General features: G+C 68.5%; 21 protein-coding genes and 3 tRNA genes. 11 read left to right on the top strand and 13 right to left on the bottom strand.

All coding sequences use genetic code 11. The features are described 5' to 3' along the window. The first annotated feature begins 27 nt into the window (after window positions 1–27). The 4 genes from gyrA (at window position 28) to ARTHRO9V_RS14925 (ending at window position 3,418) form a co-directional block, all read left to right on the top strand. Window positions 28–2,715 (top strand): DNA gyrase subunit A, encoded by a 2,688-nt coding sequence (gene gyrA / locus ARTHRO9V_RS14940; protein ID WP_056044217.1) that lies wholly within the window; start codon window positions 28–30, stop codon window positions 2,713–2,715. Beyond that, window positions 2,708–3,115, top strand: coding sequence for a DUF3566 domain-containing protein (locus ARTHRO9V_RS14935; RefSeq protein ID WP_043595295.1), 408 nt, complete (start codon window positions 2,708–2,710; stop codon window positions 3,113–3,115). Before gyrA ends, ARTHRO9V_RS14935 begins: the two co-directional genes overlap by 8 nt. A gap of 73 nt (window positions 3,116–3,188) precedes the next feature. Next, window positions 3,189–3,262 (top strand) — tRNA-Ile (locus tag ARTHRO9V_RS14930). An 83-nt stretch (window positions 3,263–3,345) separates the two neighbouring features. After that, window positions 3,346–3,418 (top strand) — tRNA-Ala (locus ARTHRO9V_RS14925). Window positions 3,419–3,681: 263 nt separating this feature from the next. Here the strand turns inward: ARTHRO9V_RS14925 and ARTHRO9V_RS14920 are convergent. Further along, window positions 3,682–4,218 carry a hypothetical protein gene (locus tag ARTHRO9V_RS14920; RefSeq protein WP_123571109.1) on the bottom strand — a complete coding sequence of 179 codons (537 nt, stop codon included), beginning with the start codon at window positions 4,216–4,218 and terminating at the stop codon, window positions 3,682–3,684. A gap of 137 nt (window positions 4,219–4,355) precedes the next feature. Between ARTHRO9V_RS14920 and ARTHRO9V_RS14915 the strand changes: the two genes are divergently transcribed. Next, window positions 4,356–4,895: a peptidylprolyl isomerase gene (locus tag ARTHRO9V_RS14915; protein ID WP_056044214.1), complete on the top strand. Its 540-nt coding sequence runs from the start codon at window positions 4,356–4,358 to the stop codon at window positions 4,893–4,895. Further along, complete coding sequence (locus ARTHRO9V_RS14910; RefSeq protein ID WP_159828368.1) at window positions 4,896–5,744, top strand: rhomboid family intramembrane serine protease; 849 nt, start codon at window positions 4,896–4,898, stop codon at window positions 5,742–5,744. A gap of 161 nt (window positions 5,745–5,905) precedes the next feature. On the opposite strand, the gene ARTHRO9V_RS14905 is transcribed toward ARTHRO9V_RS14910, so the two are convergent. Then, the gene (locus ARTHRO9V_RS14905; protein WP_043595289.1) at window positions 5,906–6,139 is read right to left on the bottom strand and encodes a cell division protein CrgA; all 234 of its coding nucleotides are present in this window, start codon (window positions 6,137–6,139) and stop codon (window positions 5,906–5,908) included. Window positions 6,140–6,291: 152 nt separating this feature from the next. On the opposite strand from ARTHRO9V_RS14905, the gene ARTHRO9V_RS14900 reads away from it, so the two are divergent. From ARTHRO9V_RS14900 to ARTHRO9V_RS14890, 3 genes are read left to right on the top strand one after another with little or no spacing between them, the layout of a single operon-like run. Then, on the top strand, window positions 6,292–7,068 hold the full coding sequence (locus ARTHRO9V_RS14900) for a class E sortase (protein ID WP_159828366.1): 777 nt from the start codon (window positions 6,292–6,294) through the stop codon (window positions 7,066–7,068). 2 nt (window positions 7,069–7,070) lie between these two features. Beyond that, a complete protein-coding gene (locus ARTHRO9V_RS14895; protein ID WP_173154031.1) occupies window positions 7,071–7,232 on the top strand; it encodes a hypothetical protein in 162 nt (53 codons plus the stop codon). Next, the gene (locus ARTHRO9V_RS14890) at window positions 7,229–7,867 is read left to right on the top strand and encodes an aminodeoxychorismate/anthranilate synthase component II (RefSeq protein WP_123571112.1); all 639 of its coding nucleotides are present in this window, start codon (window positions 7,229–7,231) and stop codon (window positions 7,865–7,867) included. The genes ARTHRO9V_RS14895 and ARTHRO9V_RS14890 overlap by 4 nt, the downstream gene beginning before the upstream one ends. 117 nt (window positions 7,868–7,984) lie before the next feature. On the opposite strand, the gene pknB is transcribed toward ARTHRO9V_RS14890, so the two are convergent. From pknB to ARTHRO9V_RS14855, 7 genes are all read right to left on the bottom strand, one after another. After that, window positions 7,985–9,691, bottom strand: coding sequence for a Stk1 family PASTA domain-containing Ser/Thr kinase (gene pknB / locus ARTHRO9V_RS14885; RefSeq protein WP_123571113.1), 1,707 nt, complete (start codon window positions 9,689–9,691; stop codon window positions 7,985–7,987). 156 nt (window positions 9,692–9,847) lie between these two features. Continuing rightward, window positions 9,848–11,626 (bottom strand): protein kinase domain-containing protein, encoded by a 1,779-nt coding sequence (locus ARTHRO9V_RS14880; RefSeq protein ID WP_056044207.1) that lies wholly within the window; start codon window positions 11,624–11,626, stop codon window positions 9,848–9,850. Beyond that, window positions 11,623–13,098, bottom strand: a complete 1,476-nt coding sequence (locus ARTHRO9V_RS14875) for a penicillin-binding protein 2 (RefSeq protein WP_159828363.1) — start codon at window positions 13,096–13,098, stop codon at window positions 11,623–11,625. The genes ARTHRO9V_RS14880 and ARTHRO9V_RS14875 overlap by 4 nt, the downstream gene beginning before the upstream one ends. After that, window positions 13,098–14,453, bottom strand: a complete 1,356-nt coding sequence (locus tag ARTHRO9V_RS14870) for an FtsW/RodA/SpoVE family cell cycle protein (protein ID WP_043595278.1) — start codon at window positions 14,451–14,453, stop codon at window positions 13,098–13,100. Before ARTHRO9V_RS14870 ends, ARTHRO9V_RS14875 begins: the two co-directional genes overlap by 1 nt. Before the next feature lie 85 nt (window positions 14,454–14,538). Then, complete coding sequence (locus tag ARTHRO9V_RS14865; protein WP_056044202.1) at window positions 14,539–15,786, bottom strand: PP2C family serine/threonine-protein phosphatase; 1,248 nt, start codon at window positions 15,784–15,786, stop codon at window positions 14,539–14,541. A gap of 6 nt (window positions 15,787–15,792) precedes the next feature. Beyond that, window positions 15,793–16,314 (bottom strand): FHA domain-containing protein, encoded by a 522-nt coding sequence (locus ARTHRO9V_RS14860; RefSeq protein ID WP_159828360.1) that lies wholly within the window; start codon window positions 16,312–16,314, stop codon window positions 15,793–15,795. Then, window positions 16,311–17,024 carry a DUF3662 and FHA domain-containing protein gene (locus ARTHRO9V_RS14855; RefSeq protein ID WP_043595272.1) on the bottom strand — a complete coding sequence of 238 codons (714 nt, stop codon included), beginning with the start codon at window positions 17,022–17,024 and terminating at the stop codon, window positions 16,311–16,313. The genes ARTHRO9V_RS14860 and ARTHRO9V_RS14855 overlap by 4 nt, the downstream gene beginning before the upstream one ends. A 108-nt stretch (window positions 17,025–17,132) precedes the next feature. Between ARTHRO9V_RS14855 and ARTHRO9V_RS14850 the strand changes: the two genes are divergently transcribed. Both ARTHRO9V_RS14850 and ARTHRO9V_RS14845 read left to right on the top strand, forming a co-directional pair. Continuing rightward, window positions 17,133–17,216, top strand: a tRNA-Leu gene (locus ARTHRO9V_RS14850). A gap of 94 nt (window positions 17,217–17,310) precedes the next feature. Next, window positions 17,311–17,910 (top strand): hypothetical protein, encoded by a 600-nt coding sequence (locus ARTHRO9V_RS14845; protein WP_159828358.1) that lies wholly within the window; start codon window positions 17,311–17,313, stop codon window positions 17,908–17,910. Window positions 17,911–17,942: 32 nt separating this feature from the next. On the opposite strand, the gene ARTHRO9V_RS14840 is transcribed toward ARTHRO9V_RS14845, so the two are convergent. The 4 genes from ARTHRO9V_RS14840 to ARTHRO9V_RS14825 all read right to left on the bottom strand — a co-directional run bounded on the left by ARTHRO9V_RS14840 (window position 17,943) and on the right by ARTHRO9V_RS14825 (window position 20,093). Next, window positions 17,943–18,401, bottom strand: coding sequence for a hypothetical protein (locus ARTHRO9V_RS14840; RefSeq protein ID WP_056228025.1), 459 nt, complete (start codon window positions 18,399–18,401; stop codon window positions 17,943–17,945). Then, the gene (locus ARTHRO9V_RS14835) at window positions 18,398–18,889 is read right to left on the bottom strand and encodes a hypothetical protein (RefSeq protein ID WP_052505276.1); all 492 of its coding nucleotides are present in this window, start codon (window positions 18,887–18,889) and stop codon (window positions 18,398–18,400) included. Before ARTHRO9V_RS14835 ends, ARTHRO9V_RS14840 begins: the two co-directional genes overlap by 4 nt. Before the next feature lie 23 nt (window positions 18,890–18,912). Further along, window positions 18,913–19,137: a hypothetical protein gene (locus ARTHRO9V_RS14830; protein ID WP_159828356.1), complete on the bottom strand. Its 225-nt coding sequence runs from the start codon at window positions 19,135–19,137 to the stop codon at window positions 18,913–18,915. 431 nt (window positions 19,138–19,568) lie between these two features. Further along, complete coding sequence (locus tag ARTHRO9V_RS14825) at window positions 19,569–20,093, bottom strand: T6SS immunity protein Tdi1 domain-containing protein (RefSeq protein WP_148053679.1); 525 nt, start codon at window positions 20,091–20,093, stop codon at window positions 19,569–19,571. Window positions 20,094–20,106 lie beyond the last annotated feature (13 nt).

Below are 20,106 nucleotides of genomic sequence, written 5' to 3'. Positions count from 1 at the left end.
GGGGCAGACCACGACAAACGGAGAATCATGGCCGACGAGCCGACAGACACCCCCGAGGGCACCGACGCCGAGGGTGCCCAGACCTTCGCCGAGGCACCGAAGCGCGACAGCATCGAGCAGGTCGACCTGCAGCTCGAGATGCAGCGTTCGTACCTCGACTACGCGATGAGCGTCATCGTCGGCCGGGCCCTGCCCGAGGTGCGAGACGGCCTCAAGCCCGTGCACCGCCGCGTCATCTACGCGATGTACGACGGTGGCTACCGCCCCGATCGCGCGTTCTCGAAGTGCTCGCGCGTGGTCGGCGACGTCATGGGCCAGTTCCACCCCCACGGTGACACGGCGATCTACGACGCGCTGGTGCGTCTCGTCCAGCCGTGGAGCCTGCGCTACCCGCTTGCGCTCGGCCAGGGCAACTTCGGCTCGCCCGGCAACGACGGCGCCGCCGCCCCGCGGTACACCGAGACCAAGATGGCCCCGCTCGCGCTCGAGATGGTGCGCGACATCGACGAGGACACCGTCGACTTCCAGGACAACTACGACGGTCGCACCCGCGAGCCGGCCATCCTGCCCAGCCGGTTCCCCAACCTGCTGGTCAACGGCTCGGTCGGCATCGCCGTCGGCATGGCGACCAACATCCCGCCGCACAACCTCCGCGAGGTCGCCTCGGGCGCACAGTGGTACCTCGAGAACCCCACCGCGACGCGTGAAGAGCTGCTCGAGGCGCTCATGCAGCGCGTCAAGGGCCCCGACTTCCCGACGGGGGCACAGATCCTCGGGGTCCGGGGCATCCAGGACGCCTACCGCACGGGCCGCGGTTCGATCACGATGCGTGCCGTCGTCAACGTCGAGGAGATCCAGGGTCGTACCTGCCTCGTCGTCACCGAGCTGCCCTACCAGGTCAACCCCGACAACCTCGCGATCAAGATCGCCGAGCTGGTCAAGGACGGCCGCATCGGCGGGATCGCCGACATCCGCGACGAGACCTCCGGTCGCACGGGTCAGCGCCTGGTCATCGTGCTCAAGCGCGACGCCGTCGCCAAGGTCGTGCTGAACAACCTCTACAAGCACACGAGCCTGCAAGAGAACTTCGGCGCGAACATGCTCGCGATCGTCGACGGCGTTCCCCGCACGCTCGCGCTCGACGGCTTCATCTCGGCGTGGGTCGACCACCAGATCGACGTCATCCAGCGCCGCACGCGTTTCCGTCTGAAGAAGGCCGAAGCCGACGCGCACATCCTGCGCGGCTACCTCAAGGCGCTCGACGCCCTCGACGAGGTCATCGCGCTCATCCGCCGGTCGCCGACCGTCGAGGAGGCGCGCGCGGGTCTCATGGACCTCCTCGACGTCGACGAGGTCCAGGCCTCGGCCATCCTCAACCTGCAGCTGCGTCGCCTGGCCGCCCTCGAGCGTCAGAAGATCCAGGACGACGCCGACAAGCTCGAGCGCGAGATCGCCGACTACCAGGACATCCTGGCCAAGCCGGAGCGTCAGCGCACCATCGTCAGCGACGAGCTCGCCGAGATCACCGACAAGTACGGCGACGACCGTCGCACCGAGATCATGTTCGGCTTCGACGGCGACATGAGCGTCGAAGACCTCATCCCCGAAGAAGAGATGGTCGTCACCATCACCCGGGGTGGCTACGTCAAGCGCACCCGCAGCGACAACTACCGCAGCCAGCACCGGGGCGGCAAGGGCGTCCGCGGAGCACAGCTGCGAGCCGACGACGTCGTGGACCACTTCTTCGTGACGACCACCCACCACTGGCTGCTGTTCCTCACGAACAAGGGTCGGGTCTACCGCGCCAAGACCTACGAGCTGCAGGAGGCCGGCCGAGACGCCAAGGGCCAGCACGTGGCCAACCTGCTCGCCATGCAGCCCGACGAACAGATCTCGCAGGTGCTCGACATCCGCGACTACGAGGTCGCGGACTACCTCGTGCTCGCCACCCGCGACGGCCTGATCAAGAAGACCTCGCTGACCGAGTACGACACGAACCGCACCGGCGGCATCATCGCGATCAACCTGCGCGACGACGACGAACTCGTCTCGGCTCTGCTGGTGGACGAGCACGACGACCTGTTGCTCGTCTCGCGTCACGGCATGTCGCTGCGTTTCACGGCCACCAACGAGTCGCTGCGCCCCATGGGCAGGTCGACCTCGGGCGTGAAGGGCATGACCTTCCGTGACGACGACACGCTGCTCAGCGCCTCCGTCGTCGGTGAAGAGGGCTACGTCTTCGTCGTCACCGAGGGCGGCTACGCCAAGCGCACGGCCGCCGACCAGTACCGCGTCCAGAACCGTGGCGGTCTCGGCATCAAGGTGGCGAAGCTCGCCGAGGCGCGGGGAGACCTCGCCGGTGCCCTGATCGTCGGCGAGGACGACGAGGTGCTGGTGGTGCTGTCCGGCGGCAAGGTGGTCCGCTCCGCCGTCTCCGAGGTGCCGGCCAAGGGCCGTGACACGATGGGCGTCGTCTTCGCCCGCTTCGCGAGCGACGATCGCATCATCGCCGTGGCCCGCAACAGTGAGCGCAATCTCGCGGCCGAGGTCGACGAGAGTGCGGACGCCGTGGCCGAGGCCGTAGTGTCTGTCGAGTCCGTCGAGTCCGTCGACGCCGACACCGAGATCCCCACGACCGACGTCACGTCGGTCGATGCCGAGTCGACCGACGACGAGGCCCCCGGAACCGCCGGAGAGGAAACGAACAATGAGTAGTGTCGCCGAGAGACTGCAGAAGAAGGCGAAACGACCGTCCGGCACCAAGCAGGTCCGTCTCAAGCTGGTCTACATCGACTTCTGGTCGGTCGTGAAGCTGGCTTTCCTGATCTCGGTCGCGATCGGCATCATCACGGTCGTCGCCACCTTCCTCATCTGGGCGATCCTGAACCAGACCGGCATCTTCGACGACCTCGACGCCCTGCTGCGGGACATCCTCGGCGACTCGAGCTTCTCGATCCAGGACACCTTCAACGTCGGCCAGATCATGCTCTTCTCGATCGTGGTGGCCATCCTCAACGTCGTCGTCGGCACGGTCCTCGGGGCCATCGTCGCCGTCCTCTACAACCTGAGCGTGCGCATCACCGGCGGTCTCCTCGTCGGATTCACCAACAACTGATCCACATTTCGAGTCGGTTGAACCCGCCGATTCGAGTTCGCCGTCGTGGTGCTGTAGGCTTTACGACGGTCCGGGGGCTATAGCTCAGGCGGTTAGAGCGCTTCGCTGATAACGAAGAGGTCATAGGTTCAAGTCCTATTAGCCCCACGCAGTACCGGTCTCACATCACGCGCGTCTCCTGACGCGCAGGGTGGTGAGATCGTGCTCGTTCCCCCGGTGACCGGGGGGTCGGGGCCTTAGCTCAGTTGGTAGAGCGCCTGCTTTGCAAGCAGGATGTCGGGAGTTCGATTCTCCCAGGCTCCACTGGATTGCCTTGCCCCTGTCCGCTGACTCCGTCAGCGGACAGGGGCAATTCTCTTGTGCTGGTCTGGGGGCCCTCCGGGCCCGTGTCGGCTTCGCCGACGTGCGTGCAATGTTGGGCCTTAGGCAGTGTCTGTGTTGGTGTTGGTGTTGGTGTTGGTGCTGGGGCTAGGGCCGGATCAGCGTCGAATGCTGCAGTCGTCGGGGGTAGGGACGACGAAGGGCCCGCCTCCGGGGAGGCGGGCCCTACGTGGGGGTGTGGGGGACTACGCCTTGGTGTCGGCGTCGTCGTCGGCGACCCAGAGCTCGTCGTCGGCACGGAGCGTCTGCACGGCCGCGAACACGAGGGCACCGAGAGCGATGACGCCCACGCCGATCAGCAGGACGCCGCCGACGCCGGGGCCCGACTTCTGCTGGCGCGGCACGTACTTCGCCGCGGCCTTCTTGCCCTGCTTCTTGGCGTTCTTCACGGCCTTCGCGACCTTCGGGTCGTTCGCGAGGTCGAGGTTGCCGAGAGCCGACGAGAACGCCGGGTAGACGTCGTGCTTCAGGCGGTCCTGAGCGACCGACGCGTAGTGCGAGCCGGTCGAGAGGCCCTGCGAGACCACGGGGCGGACGTTCGAGTCCACCGCGTGCTTGATCTGGGGGACGACCTTCTTGTTCGCGATCTTGACGGCGTCGTCGCGGTAGCCGCCGATGACCTTGCCGGCGTGGTCGATCACGCCGCGCTGCTCACCCCACACCGCCACAGCGTGCTTCTTGAACTTCTTGAGTTCTTTCTTCTGCTTGCGTGACAGGGCCATGAACGTTCCTCCAACGAGTAGGCAGTGGAGCCAGAGTTGCTGGCCCGTCCCAGTGTGGCACGGAGGTTCCTGACAGGTCACGGAACGGTGACTGGGGAGTCGCTGGTGCGTAGAGGTGGCTGTGGAAGAATGACGACATGTCAACGCACACCGCTGTCGCCACCCTCACCACCAACCACGGCACCATCAAGGTGAACCTCTTCGGCGACCACGCCCCGAAGACCGTCGCCAACTTCGTCGGTCTCGCCACCGGCACCAAAGAGTGGACCCACCCGGCCACCGGCAAGGTCAGCACCGACAAGCTCTACGACGGCGTCGTCTTCCACCGCATCATCAAGGACTTCATGCTGCAGGGCGGCGACCCGCTCGGCCAGGGCGTCGGCGGGCCCGGCTACCAGTTCGACGACGAGATCCACCCCGAGCTGAACTTCAACGCCCCCTACATCTTCGCGATGGCCAACGCCGGCTCGCGCGGCGGCAAGGGCACCAACGGTTCGCAGTTCTTCATCACGACGGTTCCGACCCCGTGGCTGCAGGGCAAGCACACCATCTTCGGCGAGGTCGCCGACGACGAGTCCAAGAAGGTCGTCGACGCGATCGAGGCCGTCAAGACCGACGCTCGCGACAAGCCCCTCGAGGACGTGGTGCTCGAGAGCGTCACCATCGACGAGGTCTAGGTGACCGATCCGCACGACCGCTCGAACTTCTGCTATCGGCACCCCGACCGGCAGAGCTTCGTCCTCTGCCAGAGGTGCGGTCGCACCATCTGTGGCGAGTGCCAGACGCCCGCCGCGGTGGGGGTCCACTGCCCGGAGTGCGTGAAGGAGGCGCGGGGCAACGCACCGCGCCTCCAACCGCAGGTGGTCGGTCGGGTCCGTAGCGCGTCTCGGCGAGGCGCCCCCGTCGTCACCTACGGCATCATCGGCGTGACCGTCGCGGTGTTCCTCTTGCAGCTCGTGACCGGTACGGGCAACGGCGTGGTCACCCGGGCCCTGGCGTTCTACCCGCCGCTCGAGATCGTGCAGCCCTGGCGCGCCGTCACGACGATGTTCGTTCACGGGAGCATCCTGCACATCCTCTTCAACATGTACTCGCTGTACATCTTCGGGGCAGAACTCGAACGTCAGTTGGGGCGAGGTCGGTTCGCCGCCCTCTACTTCCTCTCGGGGATCGGCGGCTCGGCCGCTGTCGCCCTCCTGGCGCCGGGAAGCTTCGTGGTCGGTGCCTCCGGGGCCATCTTCGGCCTCATGGCGGCGTTCTTCGTCATCGCCCGCAGCCTCGGTGGTCGCAGCATCCAGCTCCTGGTGCTGGTCGGCATCAACCTCGCGATCGGGTTCATCGTGCCCGGCATCGCGTGGCAGGCTCACCTCGGGGGCATCGTCGTGGGCGGGGCGATAGCGTTCCTGTTCTCGAAGACCCGTCACCGGTCGAAGCACGCCGTGCAGATCGCGGTGCTCGTCGCGATCGGCGTGATCGTCGTCGCGGTGCTCCTGGCCAGATCGGCCCAGCTGGTCGGGCTGTTCTAGACCACGCGGACGGTGAACGACGAGAGGCGGCTCCCCATCGGGGAGCCGCCTCTTCTCGTCGGCCGACGCGATCTCACCCGCCCGAGTTATCCACAGGAAAGTTATCCACAGGGTTTCCCACAATGGGGATAGTTACAGGCGTGTAAGTTCGAAGGTGCGTTCTAGCGCCACCGGGTGGTCATCAAGAACCCGATGAACATGATCCCGAAGCCGACCAAGATGTTCCACGAGCCGAGCGAAGCCACCGGGAGGGTGCTCTGGCTGACGTAGAACACCACGATCCAGGCGAGACCGACGAGCATGAAGCCGAACATGACCGGCTTGAACCACACGGGGTTCGGCGCGTCCTCTGCGGTGCGGGCGGGCTTCGTGCTGCGGTTCGTGTCTTTGGCCATGGCGCACAGTGTACCGTGAGGCCCTTTTCGGTCCTGGGAGGGTCGCCGCGTCCGTCCCCGGGTACGCCCGCGTTCTCCACATGCTCTCCACACGTTGTCCACCGGTGGTCCCCACAGTCTCCGGGGGAGCGGAGCCCGCCTAGAATCGAGTCATGACGGACCACGGGGGCGAGGCCCAGCTCTCGAGACGCACGAAGCGTCGCCGTCGATCCCGCGCCTCCTTCGTCAGCGTCCTCGGAGAACTGCTCATCACGGCCGGCGTGCTGGTGCTGCTCTTCATCGGGTGGCAGCAGTGGTTCAACGACCTCGTCGTCGCCGACGCCCACAAGGGCGAGGCGGCACGGCTGAGCGAGCAGTTCGACCAGGCGGCGACTGCGGCCCCCGAGCCGTCGTCCGACGGCTCGTACGGTGAGCCGCCCGTGGGGGCGGCGCCCGGCGAGGCCGAGGAGTTCGCCAACTTCTACGTCCCACGGTTCGGAGCCGACTACGCGGTCCCGATCGCCGGGGGGACGAGCACCGTGCGAACCCTCAACAAGATCGGCATCGGCCACTACGACGAGACGCAGATGCCCGGCCAGGTCGGCAACTTCGGGATCGCCGCCCACCGGACCACCTACGGGGCGCCGTTCAACGAGATCGCCGACCTGCAAGAGGGCGACAAGATGTACGTCCAGACCCAGGACGGCTGGTTCACGTACTCGTTCCGCAACCTGCAGTACGTCCAGGCCACGCAGGTCTCGGTGCTGCAGCAGGTGCCCGACGCTCCCGACGTGTCGGCGACCTCGGGCGACCGCCTGATCACCCTGACCAGTTGCAATCCGATGTTCACCGCCCAAGAACGCATCGTCGCCTACGGTGTGTTCGACTCGTGGCAGCCGCTGTCGGCCGGCGCACCCGCCGAGCTCGCCGCTGCCGGGATCGGAGGCTGACTTTGTACGCCGCCCTCTGGCGCATCCTGCCCGGACCCTGGTGGGTCAGGCTCGTGCTCGTGCTCGTCCTGATCGCCGCCGTGCTGTTCGCCCTCGTCGAGTGGGTCTTCCCCTACGTCAACGAACTCCTGCCCACCCCCGACGTCACCGTGGAGCAACCATGACGCGCATCCTCGTCCTCGACAACTACGACAGCTTCGTCTACACGCTGAACGGGTACCTCCAGCAGTTGGGCGCCGAGACGGACGTCGTCCGCAACGACGCGTTCGACGCGGCCGACACCGCCGACCGCATCGCCGAGTACGACGCCGTGCTGCTGTCGCCCGGCCCGGGGACCCCCGCGGCCGCCGGCGTCTCCATCGACGTCGTGCACGCCGCCCTGGCGGCCGACAAGCCGCTGCTGGGCGTCTGCCTCGGGCACCAGGCCATCGCCGAGGCGCTGGGGGCCACCGTGACGCACGCCGACGAACTGATGCACGGCAAGACGTCGAAGGTCGAACACGACGACAGCGCGTTCTACGACGGGGTCCCGCAGCCGTTCACCGCGACGCGGTACCACTCGCTCGCCGTGGTGGACGAGACGGTGCCCGAGACGCTCGAGGTGACCTCGCGCACCACGGGCGGCGTCATCATGGGCCTCCAGCACCGTTCCGCGCCGGTCTACGGCGTGCAGTTCCACCCCGAGTCGGTGCTGACCCAGGGCGGCTACCAGATGATCGGCAACTGGTTGTCGGTCGCCGGCTTGCCGGGGGCAGCCGTGACGGCCCGGGGGCTCGACCCGCTCGTCGACCTGGGCTGAACGTCCGAGCCCGTCGTCCGTACGTCGAAGTCCGAGCGTCGTGCTCCCGGCGTCTCGCTCCGAGCGTCGAACTGGCTTCGTCGGACCTCGGCGTCCCTCCGTGGCTTTTGCGAGGGCTCAGCCGGTGCAGATGCGCAGGGTGACCGCCGAGCCCTGAGCCACGTCGCCGGGCGGGACGCTCATGCCCGACACCGTCTCACCGGTGCAGCCGGGGTCGGCCTGCGGGGTGACCGCCAGACCGAGCTGGTCGCGCAGGGTCGTGATGGCTTCTTCTGAGGGCTGGCGGGTGACGTCGGGAAGCTGCACGAGACCGTTGGACACCACGATGTCGACACCCGAGCCGAGGGCGACCTGCGCAGCCGCTGCCGGATCGGACGAGAGGACGGACCCCTCGGGAACGGTGGGCGAGTAGTCGGAGCTCTGCTGGCCCCGTTCGAGACCAGCATCGGTGATGGCCTGCCAAGCGGCGTCGACGGTCTGACCGGTGACCGACGGCATGGCGACGAGTTGGGGCCCCGACGAGACGGTCACCGTGACGGCGAATTCTTTCGGGACGGACGTGCCGGGCTCCGGATCGGTCGACACGATGTCGCCGGCGTCGATCGTCGGGCTGGTGGCGTCGGCACGGACGACCGTCAGGCCCAGGTCGTCGAGGCGGGCGGATCCGGTCTCGAAGCTGACCCCGACGAGGTCGGGGATGCGGGACGACTGGGCGTTGTCGACGGTGGGAGGCGTCAGGTTGACCACCCAGAAGACGACGGCGACGATGACGACGGCCACGAGCACGATGCCCGCCCAGATCCAGGCGACGGGCGGCCGGGTCTGCGTTCGTTGGGGCCGTCCGGTGTCGTCCGACTGCAGTTCTTTCAGCGCGGCCTCGCTGCCCGCATTCGCGTGCGGGTTGACGCCGAAGAGCGTGGAGCCGGCGTCGACAGCGTGCGGCCGGCGGGCCGGAGCACGACCGGCGCCCGCGGCTTCGAGGTCGTCGCGGAACTCGGCGGCGCTCTGGAAGCGGTCGAAGCGGTCTTTGGTGAGCGCGTGCAGGACGACGGCGTCGAGCGCCGGACTGACCTGTCGCTCGAGCGTGCTCGGGGGGACGGGAGGCTCGCTGACGTGACGGTAGGCGACCGCGACGGCGCTGTCGCCGGTGAAGGGCGGCTTGCCCGTGAGCAACTCGAAGAGCATGACGCCGGTCGAGTAGAGGTCGGTGCGGGCGTCGACGGTCTCGCCGCGCGCCTGCTCGGGGCTGAAGTACTGCGCGGTGCCGAGGATGGCCGTCGTCTGCGCGACGGTGGCCGCCGAGTCGCTGATGGCGCGGGCGATGCCGAAGTCCATCACCTTGACCTGGCCCGAGTTGGTCAACATGACGTTGCCGGGCTTGATGTCGCGGTGGACCACGCCCGCCCGGTGCGAGTACTCGAGGGCCGTCAGCACGCCCGAGGTGACCCGCACGGCCTCGTCTGGGTCGAGTGGGCCTTCGGCGACGATGTCCTTGAGCAGACGCCCCTCGACGTACTCCATGACGATGAAGGGGACGACCACGTCGAGCCCGCGGCGGTCGCGGACGACCTCCTCGCCGGCGTCGAAGACCCGGACGATGGTCGGGTGGGCCATGCGGGCGGCGGCCTGGGCCTCTTGGCGGAACCTCGACCGGAAGGCCGGATCGGTCGCGAGGCTGGGCTTCATCAGCTTGACGGCGATCTTGCGGCCGAGTCGGGCGTCGGTGCCGACGTGGACGTCGGCCATGCCACCGCGGCCGATCAGGTCACCGATCTGGTACCGGTTGGCGAGGAGATGGATGCTCTCTCTCACACCTTCAGCCACGCCTGTTCTCCCAACGACCCACCCCTGTCTGGCGACACGGTCGGAGCCAGTGTACCGGGGCGGTAGCCCCCGGACTGGGTACGGACCTAGGCCGAAGGGATGATTGTCAGGGCTTCGTGACCCCGGTCGTCTGCACGACCGGGGTCACCATCGGACCTACTGAGGGTCGGTGCCCTCCGAGGGGCTCGGGGCCGGCGACGTGGCCGGGGCCGTCACCGTGATGGTGACTCCCGGCGACGGCTCGGACGCGATCTGACCGCAGTTGGCCACGTAGCTGACCGTGAGGTTGCCGGCGGCCGAGGCGGTCACCGTGAGGGACGTCGCGTTGGCACCGAGGCCCCCGGCCGACTGACCCGAGGTGTCGGTCCCGCCGGTGATCGTGTACGAGTAGCCCGTCAGCGAGTAACCTGTCGGGCACCCCGTGTAGGCGGGCCAGTTGATGGTGGCGGTGTCGCCGGCCTCGATCTGGCCCGGGGTGGCGGTGGGCGTCGAGGGCTGGGCAGGGGTCGGGGCCGCGCGGTAGATGTAGATCGTCACCGACGAGCCCTTCTCGAGGGCACCCGTCGGGTCGATGCTGGCGACGGTGCCGACCTGGTCGGGGCTCGGAGCGCTCGACCCGGCGTCGGCCGAGTCGACCTGCAGGCCGAGTTCTTCGAGGGAGGCGCGGGCAGCGGCCTCGGTCAGCCCCACGTAGTCGCCCGAGGACACCGTCACGGACGTCGGGGTCGGGGTGGGCGTCGGAGTCGTCCGGGTCGGCGTCGGCGTGCTGCTCGAGGTCGTCGGCGCGGGTGCGGGATCGTCGGTGTTGCCGACCGCGAAGACGATGCCGACGACGAGGGCGATGACGGCCAGGACGGCGAGGACGATCAGCGGCCAGAACCACGGACTGCGCTTCTTCTCGTCGGGTTCGTCGTCGCCGTCGCGCAGGGCGTCGGGATCGGCCGAACCGGCCACGTAGCCCGCGGCAGCACCGCCGGCGGCGCTCTGGGCCCGGGTGGCCATCGGATCGAACAGTTGCGTCGTGGCGTCCTGGGCGTTGAAGGCCTGGGTCGCCGTGTCGGCGGGCGTGGCGGCGACGGCGCCGATCGCCGGGACGGCGACGGTCGCCGCGGCCACGTCGCCGCGTCGGAGGGCCCGAGCGGCCTGGGCGAGGGCCGAGGCCGTCGCCGGCCGTTCGCCCGGCTTCTTGGCGATGCAGGACAGGACGAGACGACGCACGGGTTCGGAGACCGTCGACGGGAGGTCGGGCGGCTGTTCGTTGATCTGTGCCATCGCGATGGCGACCTGGGACTCGCCCGTGAAGGGTCGACGACCGGCCAGGGCCTCGTAGGCGACGATGCCGAGCGAGTAGATGTCGGTGCTGGGGGACGCCGGGTGGCCGCTCGCCTGCTCGGGCGAGAGGTACTGCACGGTGCCCATGACCTGGCCCGTGGCCGTCAGCGGAACCTGGTCGGCGATGCGCGCGATGCCGAAGTCGGTGATCTTCACCCGGCCGTCCGGGGTGACGAGCAGGTTGCCGGGCTTGATGTCGCGGTGCACGAGACCTGCGGCGTGGGCGGCCTGGAGGGCCGAAGCGGTCTGCGCGACGATGTCGAGGACCTTGTCGGTCGGCAGGACGCGGTCGCGTTCGAGGACCGTCGACATGGCCTCGCCGGGGACGAGCTCCATCACCAGGTAGGCGCTGCCCTCTTCTTCGCCGTAGTCGAAGACGTTCGCGATGCCCTCGTGGTTGACCAGGGCCGCGTGACGGGCCTCGGCGCGGAAGCGCTCGAGGAATCCGGGATCACCCAGGTACTCGTCCTTGAGGATCTTGATGGCGACCGTGCGGCCGATGACGAGGTCGGTGGCTTCCCAGACCTCGCCCATGCCGCCGATGGCGACTCGGGTCGACAGCTGGTAACGCCCACCGAAGGTGACTCCGCCGGATGGTCTCATTTGTTCAGCACCGCCTCTAGTACTTTCTTCGCGATCGGTGACGCGACACTGTTGCCGAATGCGGACTGGCCCTGTCCGCCGCCGTTCTCGACGACGACCGCGACCGCGACCTCGGGGTCAGCAGCAGGCGCGAACCCGGTGAACCAGAGGGTGTACGGCTCGCCGGGGCCGTTCTCGGCCGTTCCTGTCTTGCCGGCGACGTCGACGCCGTCAATTCTTGCATTGCTCGCCGCACCGTTCGCGACGTCCTGCACCATCATGTCGGTCATCGTGGCCGCAGTCTGGGAGCTGATGGGCTTGCCGTACTCGGAGGGCGAGAAATCCTCGACAGGGCTCAGGTCGGGGTTCAGGACGCTCTCGATCAAGGTCGGGTTCATCTCGGTGCCGCCGTTGGCGATGGCGGACGAGACCATGGCCATCTGCAGGGGCGTCACGCGGTCGGAGCCCTGCCCGAAGGACTGCAGCATGAGGGTGGCGTCGTTGATGGCCTGGCCCTTGGAGTCCTCGATGGGGAACTGGCTCGGCGTGACGGCCTGGGGGACGCCGATGGAGTCGTCGCCGAAGCCGAACTTCTCGGCCTGCTCTTGCAGGGCCTTGGCACCGAGGGCCTGGCCGAGTTGCGCCATGGGGATGTTGCACGACAGGCGGAGGGCCGTCGCGATGGTGGCCGTCTCGCCGCCGCCGCAGCTCCCGCCCTCGGCGTTGTTGATGTTCGTGCTGGTGCCGGGCAGCGTCAGGGTCGACGGGTTGGGGAAGGCGCTGTCGGGCGTGTAGTCGCCGCTCTCGAGCGCAGCCGCCGTCGTGATCAGCTTGAAGGTCGACCCCGGTGCGTACAGGTCGCCCTGGATCGCCCGGTTCTGCAGCGGAGCCGAGGGGTCGGCGATCAGCGAGTCGTAGGCGTCGGTGACGGTCTGACGGTCGTGGCTGGCGAGCGGGTTGGGGTCGTAGCTTGGCTTCGAGACCATCGCGAGGATCTTGCCGGTCTTCGGGTCCATCGCGACGACCGAGCCCGAGTTCGAGCCGAGGGCGTCGTAGGCCGCCTGCTGGACGGTGGGGTCGAGGGTGAGGTTGACCGTGGCCCCCTCGGGGTCCTGACCCGTGAGCAGCGAGTTGACCTGGTCGAAGAACTGCGAGTTCGCGTTGCCCGTGAGGTACCGGTTCATGGCGTCCTCGATGCCTCGGGACCCCTGACCCAGCGTGTAGTAGCCGGCGACGGGTGCGTAGAGGTCGGGCTGCGAGTAGGTGCGCTGGAACTCGTACTGGTCGTCGACGGGGGTCGACTGCGCGATCGCCTGGCCGCCGACCAGGATGGGGCCGCGCTGCGCCGAGTAGCTGGCGAGCAGCGCTCGCGAGTTGCGCGAGTCGGCGTTCAGCGCGTCGGCCTGGAACGCCGTGATGTAGGTCGTCGAGAGGAAGAGCGCGACGAACATGGCGAGCACCACGTAGCTCACGCGTCGGAGTTCTTTGTTCATCAGCCGATCACCAGCCTCGGTTGGTTGCGCACGGAGTCGGACAGTCGCAACAGCAGGGCCACGATGATCCAGTTGGCCACGAGCGACGAGCCGCCCGCGGCGAGGAAGGGAGCGGTCAGGCCCGTGAGCGGGATCACCCTCGTCACGCCACCCATGACCACGAAGACCTGCAGGGCCACGACGAAGGCGACGCCGACCCCGAGCATGCGACCGAAGTCGTCCTGACCCACGAAGCCGATGCGGAACCCGCGGGAGACGAGCAGGAGGTAGAGCGCCAAGATGGCGAAGAGCCCGGTGAGGCCGAGTTCTTCGCCGAGCGACGCGAAGATGTAGTCGCTCTCGGCGAGCGGGGTGGTCTGCGGACGGCCCTGACCCAGCCCCGTGCCGATCAGTCCGCCGTTCGCCAGGCCGAACAGGCCTTGGACGAGCTGGAACGACCCGCCGACGGCGTCGTACTCGGACTGGGCGAAGGGGTTGAGCCAAGCGGCGAAACGGCCCTGCACGTACCCCAGGAAGGTGCTGGCGATCAGGGCCCCTCCGAGGAAGAGGCCGACGCCGAGCACGATCCAGCTCGCGCGCCCCGTGCCCACGTAGATCATGACGAGGAACAACCCGAAGTAGAGCAACGAGGTGCCGAGGTCGCGCTGGAAGATCAGGACGCCCATGGCGACGAGCCAGACGATGAGGATCGGCCCGAGGTCGCGTGGTCGCGGGAACCGCATGCCCAGGATCTTCGGCCCCATGAGCGAGAGGTTGTCGCGGGCGGTGACGAGGTAGCCGGCGAAGAAGATGGCCAGCGTGATCTTGGCGATCTCGCCCGGCTGGAACGAGAACGGTCCGATGTCGATCCACACGCGGGCGTTCAGCCCCTCGCGGCCGATGCCCGGCAGGAGGGGCAGCAGCAGCAGCACGATCGACACGAACATCGCGATGTAGCGGTACCGCGAGAGCACCCGGTAGTTGCGGATCACGAGAAGCACGGCGAGGGCGATCACCATCGCGAGGACGGTCCAGACCATCTGCTTGATGCCCAGCGCGCCCCAGCCCTCACGCCCCTCGGCCAGGTCGAGGCGGTAGATCATCGCGATGCCGATGCCGTTCAGGGTGACGGCGATCGGCATGACGAACGGGTCGGCCTCGCGGGCGACGACCCGCAGGACGACGTGGAAGATCAGGGCCAGGCCGAGCACCATCGAGCCGGCGATCAGCACGGTCGGGTCGACCTCGCCGGTCGCACCGAGCTGGACCAGCACCATCGCTCCGGCGGCGACGCCGCAGGCGATCAGCAGCATGAGCAGTTCGAGGTTGCGGAGGCGCGCGGGTTCGCGCAGGCGCAGCGAGATCGCCTGCGTCATGTTCGTGGGACGCGAGGCCTTCGCGGACGGCTTGCGCGCGCCTCCTACGCGACCGATGACCTCGGTCGCGTCACCACCGGGTGCGTCAGGGGTTGCTGGCATCGGCCAACCTCTCGACGATGGCCCTGGCGTCCGCGAGGGAACCGGCGTTGATGGTGTCCTCCACGGTGGTCTGCGTGTAGTTCGGCAGGTCGTCGACCTGGACGTCGGTGGTCTCGTAGACGCTCGAGAGGCCGATGGGCCCGAGGCTCTGTTGCACGCCCTTGTAGATGACGACCGTGCCGCGCTCTTCGCCCACGTAGTAGTGGTCTTGCGTCCACTGGTAGGTCAGCACGAGCCCGGCGACGAGCGCGGCGATCGCCACGACGAGGGCGGTCAGCCAGGTGATGCGGCGACGGCGACGGCGACGTTTGTCTTCGGCGATGAGCTCGGCGAGGTACTCGTCGCTCTCGGGCTCGAAGTGGCTGTCTTCCGGCGTCGTGGCGACCTTGAGCGGGTGCAGCAGGATCGTCGGCAGACGGAGCTGCTTGCGCCCGACGTCGCTGTCGAAGCTGAGGGGTGCGGCGGCCGACCCGACCGTGACGGGTTCGTCGAGTGCCGAGTCGCCCGACTCGTCGACGTCGACGATGACGACGGTCACGTTGTCGGGGGCGCCGTGGTCGAGGGTCTCCTTCACGAGGCGCCGGGCCGTCTGCTCGGCGTCGAGGCCCATGGCCATGGCCTTCTTGATGCGCTCCTCGGCGAGGTAGCTGCTGAGGCCGTCCGAGCAGATCAGCCAGCGGTCGCCGGGCTGCGTGCCGAGGGTCGCCGTGTCGATCTCGGGTGCCGCGTCGACGTCGCCGAGCACGCGCATCAGCACGCTGCGTCGCGGGTGCACCGCCGCTTCTTCTGGCGTGATGCGACCGCTGTCGACCAGGCGCTGCACGAAGGTGTGGTCGGCGGTGATCTGGCTGAGCTCGCCCTCGCGGAACAGGTAGATGCGCGAGTCGCCGATGTGGGCGATCGCCATGCTGTCACCGACGCGCAGCATGGCGCTGACGGTGGTGCCCATGCCCGTGAGTTCTTGGTGCTCGAAGACGGTCTCGGCCAGCAACTGGTTCGCGGCGATCAACGACGACTGCAGTGCGAACTCGGCGTCACCCGGCGAGGTGTAGACGCGGTCGGTCTCGCGGATCCGTCGGATCGCGATGGCCGAGGCCACGTCGCCGCCCGCGTGCCCGCCCATGCCGTCGGCGACGACGAAGAGCTGCGTGCCGGCGTAGCCGCTGTCTTGGTTGTTGGACCGGATCTTGCCCACGTTGGACAGAGCGGCACTCTTGGCGTGCGTCGTCATGAGGGCCTACCGCCGGAGCTCGAAGCTCGTCTGCCCGATCGTCACGGTCGCGCCCGTGGGCACGGGGGTGGGGACCGACACGCGCTCACCGGCGAGGAACGTGCCGTTGGTGGAGTCGAGGTCTTGCACGACCCAGCGGCCGTTCCAGAGCATGAGGCGCGCGTGGTGGGTCGAGGTGTAGTCGTCGCGGATCACGAGGTTGCTCTCTTGGGACCGCCCGATGGTGAGCGGCCCGTCGCCGAGGGGCATCTCGAGGCCGGCCTTGGCGCCCTTGGTGATGACCAGGCGCGTGGCGCGCCCGTCACCCTGAGGCGTCGGTGCCGGCGCGGCGGGCGCGGGACGCGGGGCGGGGGCAGGAGGCGCGGTGGCGGTCGCGCTCGCCTTGCCGGGTGAGGCGTCGGCGGGCATCTTGCGCGCCCGCTGCCCGAAGAGGTCGCTCCGCAGCGCGAACACGATCACGAAGACGAACAGCCACAGGACGGCCAGGAAGCCGAAGTGGAGCACCAGCAGGGTGAGGGCTGAGGTCATCGTCGGCCACCCGTGGAGTCGGGCCCGTCGAAGGGGTCGGGCGTCGATGACTGGGGGAGCACGCGGAACACGATACGCGTACGACCGATCTGGATCACCGAATCGGGCTGCAGCGGCGCCTTGGTGAGGGGGTTGCCGTTGAGCTTCGAGCCGTTCGTCGAGCCGAGGTCGCGGACCTGGGCACGTGACCCGTCCCACAGGATCTCGACGTGCTGACGGGAGGTACCGGTGTCTTGAACGGTGATGTCGGCGTCGCTGCCGCGGCCGATGATCGTGCGGGCACCGCTGAGCTCACGGCGCTTGCCGTCGATCTCGACGAACGGCTTCCACTGCACCTCGCCGCGCAGGTTGCGCGAGTCGACCGACATGATGCCGACGCTCAGCGAGTCGTCCTCGCGGAGGCGGATGCCGAGGGGCCCGGCGAACTGGTACCCCTGGGCGGTGGCGTGCCGCTGGGTGAGCTGCGTGAGCTCGTCGATCAGGGCCGGACCGATGCCGGACATCTTCTCGTAGTCGATGGGGGCGAGGCGCACCTGGAGCTCGTTGGGCACGAGGATGCGGTCACGCGAGACCACCGCGGCCTTGGTGTCGAGCTCACGGCGCAGCGCGTTCGTGATCTCGAGTGGTTGCACGCCCGAACGGAACGTCTTGGCGAAGGCGCCGTTGACGGCGCGCTCCAGCCCGCGTTCGAAGTTGTCGAGCAGTCCCATGGGTCTCCAGGTTCGGGGTCTCTGGTCGCCCGATCTTAGCCCGAACGAGTGAAAGGGACTCACCGGTGCTCTTTCGGGCGTCCCACGCATGCTAAAGTCTACGAGTTCGCGCGAGTGGCGGAATTGGCAGACGCGCTGGCTTCAGGTGCCAGTGCTCGAAAGGGCGTGGGGGTTCAAGTCCCCCCTCGCGCACGAACGTGAAGGCTCACCTCCGGGTGGGCCTTCTCTCTTTCCCGGCTCTGGTCCCACCCGTCGCCGTCGGCCCGTGCAGTGGTTGTCTGGTGCGATGAGCCAGCAGGGCGCGGTCGTGTTCGAGTTCGACGAGGTGCTCTTCGACGAGTTCCCGAAGGCCCCGTGGGTGCCCCGCAACCAGCGCATCGTCGTCGACTCCGACCGCCGCGTGGTGGGTCGCCGCGACGGCGTCGTGGTCAGCGTCACCGACCTGCCCCCGGTGTACGCGCACGCCGACATCGGGCCGAGGATCAGCAGCATGCAGTCCTTCGTCACCGTCGGCGACCACGTCTCATGGATCGTCCGGACCGTCGAGGGCACGCGGTTCACCTCGTCCGCCGACGACCTCGACGAGGAGGCGCGGCTCGAGATCGCGAGGGACGCCACCCTCCACGGGTTCCTCGACGACCTCGAGTGCATGGTCATCGCCGACCTGTCGGACATGCGATTCGGACAGGACCGCGAACTGACGCGCTGCCGTCTCGAGGTGACCCGCGCCTCCGGGGGGCCGGTCACCTGGGCGCTCGTCGTCGAGGGCACGGGGCACCGGATCGAGACGGACACGGTCGAGGCCGCGGAGTTCGTCGGCCGGCAGCTCAACGACATCGCGATCGACGGCGACCCGCTCGCCCTCGAGGCCGTGCTGCCGCTCTGAGGCGTCTCGGCCCGATCAGCCCGTGAGGCCGGTCACGGAGAGCCTCCGGCCGATCGCGAGGCGACGACGGCGGCGAGCCAGCCAGGGATCGCCTCGGCGGGCCGTGGGTACGACTCGAGATCGTCGAGGTAGGCCTGGTCGTCGATCCAGGTGTGAGGAGCGCGGTGGTCGAAGTCGAACGAGGTGCCGAGCTTGCCGGCGGCGGTGACCCGGAAGCGGGCGCTGAACCACGATCCGACGTCGGCTCGGTACATGAGCCGTCGGAGGTCGGAGGCGGCGGCGCCCGCCTCGTCCGTGTCGGGAGTGGACGACTCGTGGCCGGCCTCGTCGAAGAAACCCACGGATGCCACCCGGACGCCTCCGACCTCGGAGAAGTCGAACTCCGCCCGGACGGAGCCTCGAGGCATCATGCGGTGGACGGCGAGACCCACCCGACGGAGGGCATCACGTTCGGTCGGCACGCGGCCACCGCCGTCGTCGTGTTCGCTCATCGCTCGGCCCCGCCGCCACCGTCGGCTCGGCCGGCCAGGTCGTGGCGGGTCGGGGCGCCGGCGAGGATGGCGGCGAGCCAGTCGGGGGTGTTCTCGGGGGTGCGGGGGAACTCGTCGAAGTCGGCTCGGTAGGCCTCGGCGGCGAAGTGGCCCAGCTCGGGTTCGTTGTCGTAGTCGTACGACGCGCTCATCTTGCCGGTCGCCGTGACCGTGAACACCGCGGTGAACCAGGTACCCGAACCGGGTCGGTACATCGCCTTCCGGAGGTCGCGTGCCGCCCGGAAGGTCGTCTCGTCGGGCAGCGCGTGGTCCTCGCTCCCGTCGATGCGGGGCAGGACCGTCTCACCGGCCATGACGCCCCCAGCGATGCTGGTCTTCATGACGATCCGGTCGAAGCCGGTCGGGAGCAGGCCGTACAGCTGCCGGCCGATGTCTCGGAGGATCGTGCGCTCGGCCTCGATGCCGGTCGTCGGTGGGCCGTCGGACATGCGTGTATCCCTTCGGTCATCGATCACTTGCGGTCGTGGCGGGTCGGGGCACCGGCGAGGATGGCGGCCAGCCAGTCGGGGGTGTTCTTCGGCGTGCGGGGGAACTCGTCGAAGTCGGCGCGGTACGCCTCGGCGGCGAAAGACCCGAGCTCGGGCTCGTGGTCGTAGTCGTACCTCGCACTGAGCTTCCCCCCGGCGGTGACGGTGAACACGCCCGTGAACCACGTCCCGGCTTCGGCTTTGCTCATGACCCTCCGGAGATCGCGGGCCGCCCGGAAGACGCCACGACCGGACGAGAGAGAGGTCGAGCTGCCGTTTGCGGCATGCAGCTCGATCGTGCCGGCTGTCACTCCGCCGACCACGCTGATCCGGGCGATCACTCGATCGTGGTCGCGCGGGATGACGGCATGGAGCGCTTTGCCGAGGATGCGGAGTGCGTCCCTCTCGGCAGGCATGCCGTGGGGCTCCGAGTCGTGAGCGGACGGCACGGGCCCGAGTACTCCTGAGTCCGCCAGTTCTCTCGAGGTCGTGAGGCATGCCTCGAGGTAGGCATCGGGCGATGTGCCGCCTCCGACGAGGATCAGGGTCCCGCCCGTCGTCGACTGCGCGGTCGCGACCGACAGCCCCACCTCACGTGCAAGTGGATGCGAGCATGCGGCGTCTGTGCCGCTGGCGTGAGTCACGGCAGTGGGCCCGCGACGGAGGAGATCAGGAGGACGTGCTCGCGCATGTCGACGACCTCGAGGGACGCAGCAGATCGTCGGCCTCCGAGGGCGAGCAGCGGGCTGAAACCGAAGCATTCGTCGGAGCGGGGCACCCCGAGACGCTCCCGCGCCTCCGGGAAGGGGCTCCAGTCGAAGTAGTCGGGGTCGGCCAGGAACGACTCGTAGCCGAGGATGACGAGGAGCGTCGAGAGCCTGTTGGCGATGATCCGGCTCGTGCCCCGTCGAAATTCGAGGAGGTGCGCTCGGCCGTCGAGCCAGACGACCAGGTCTCCGAGGGCGGACGACATCAGGGGCGTGGCCGCCGCGAATCGAGGTGCGACCTCGGCGAGGACGTCCTGCCACGCGGTGGGGTCGACGATGCGCAGGTACCCGTCAGCCGTCGCGCCCAGCCCGTGGTCACGCCACAGGGCCACGACGTCGTCGGGAAGACGCTCGACAGCGGCGTCGAGGCTGGCGGAGGACAGTGGAGGCCCTGGCATCAACGGCTGCGTC

It is taken from the genome of Frigoribacterium sp. 9N (assembly GCF_902506305.1).
In the GTDB taxonomy this organism is placed as follows: Bacteria; Actinomycetota; Actinomycetes; order Actinomycetales; family Microbacteriaceae; genus Frigoribacterium.
Note: the sequence above shows the minus strand (reverse complement) of the source record. Positions and strands in the feature narration are given on the sequence as shown.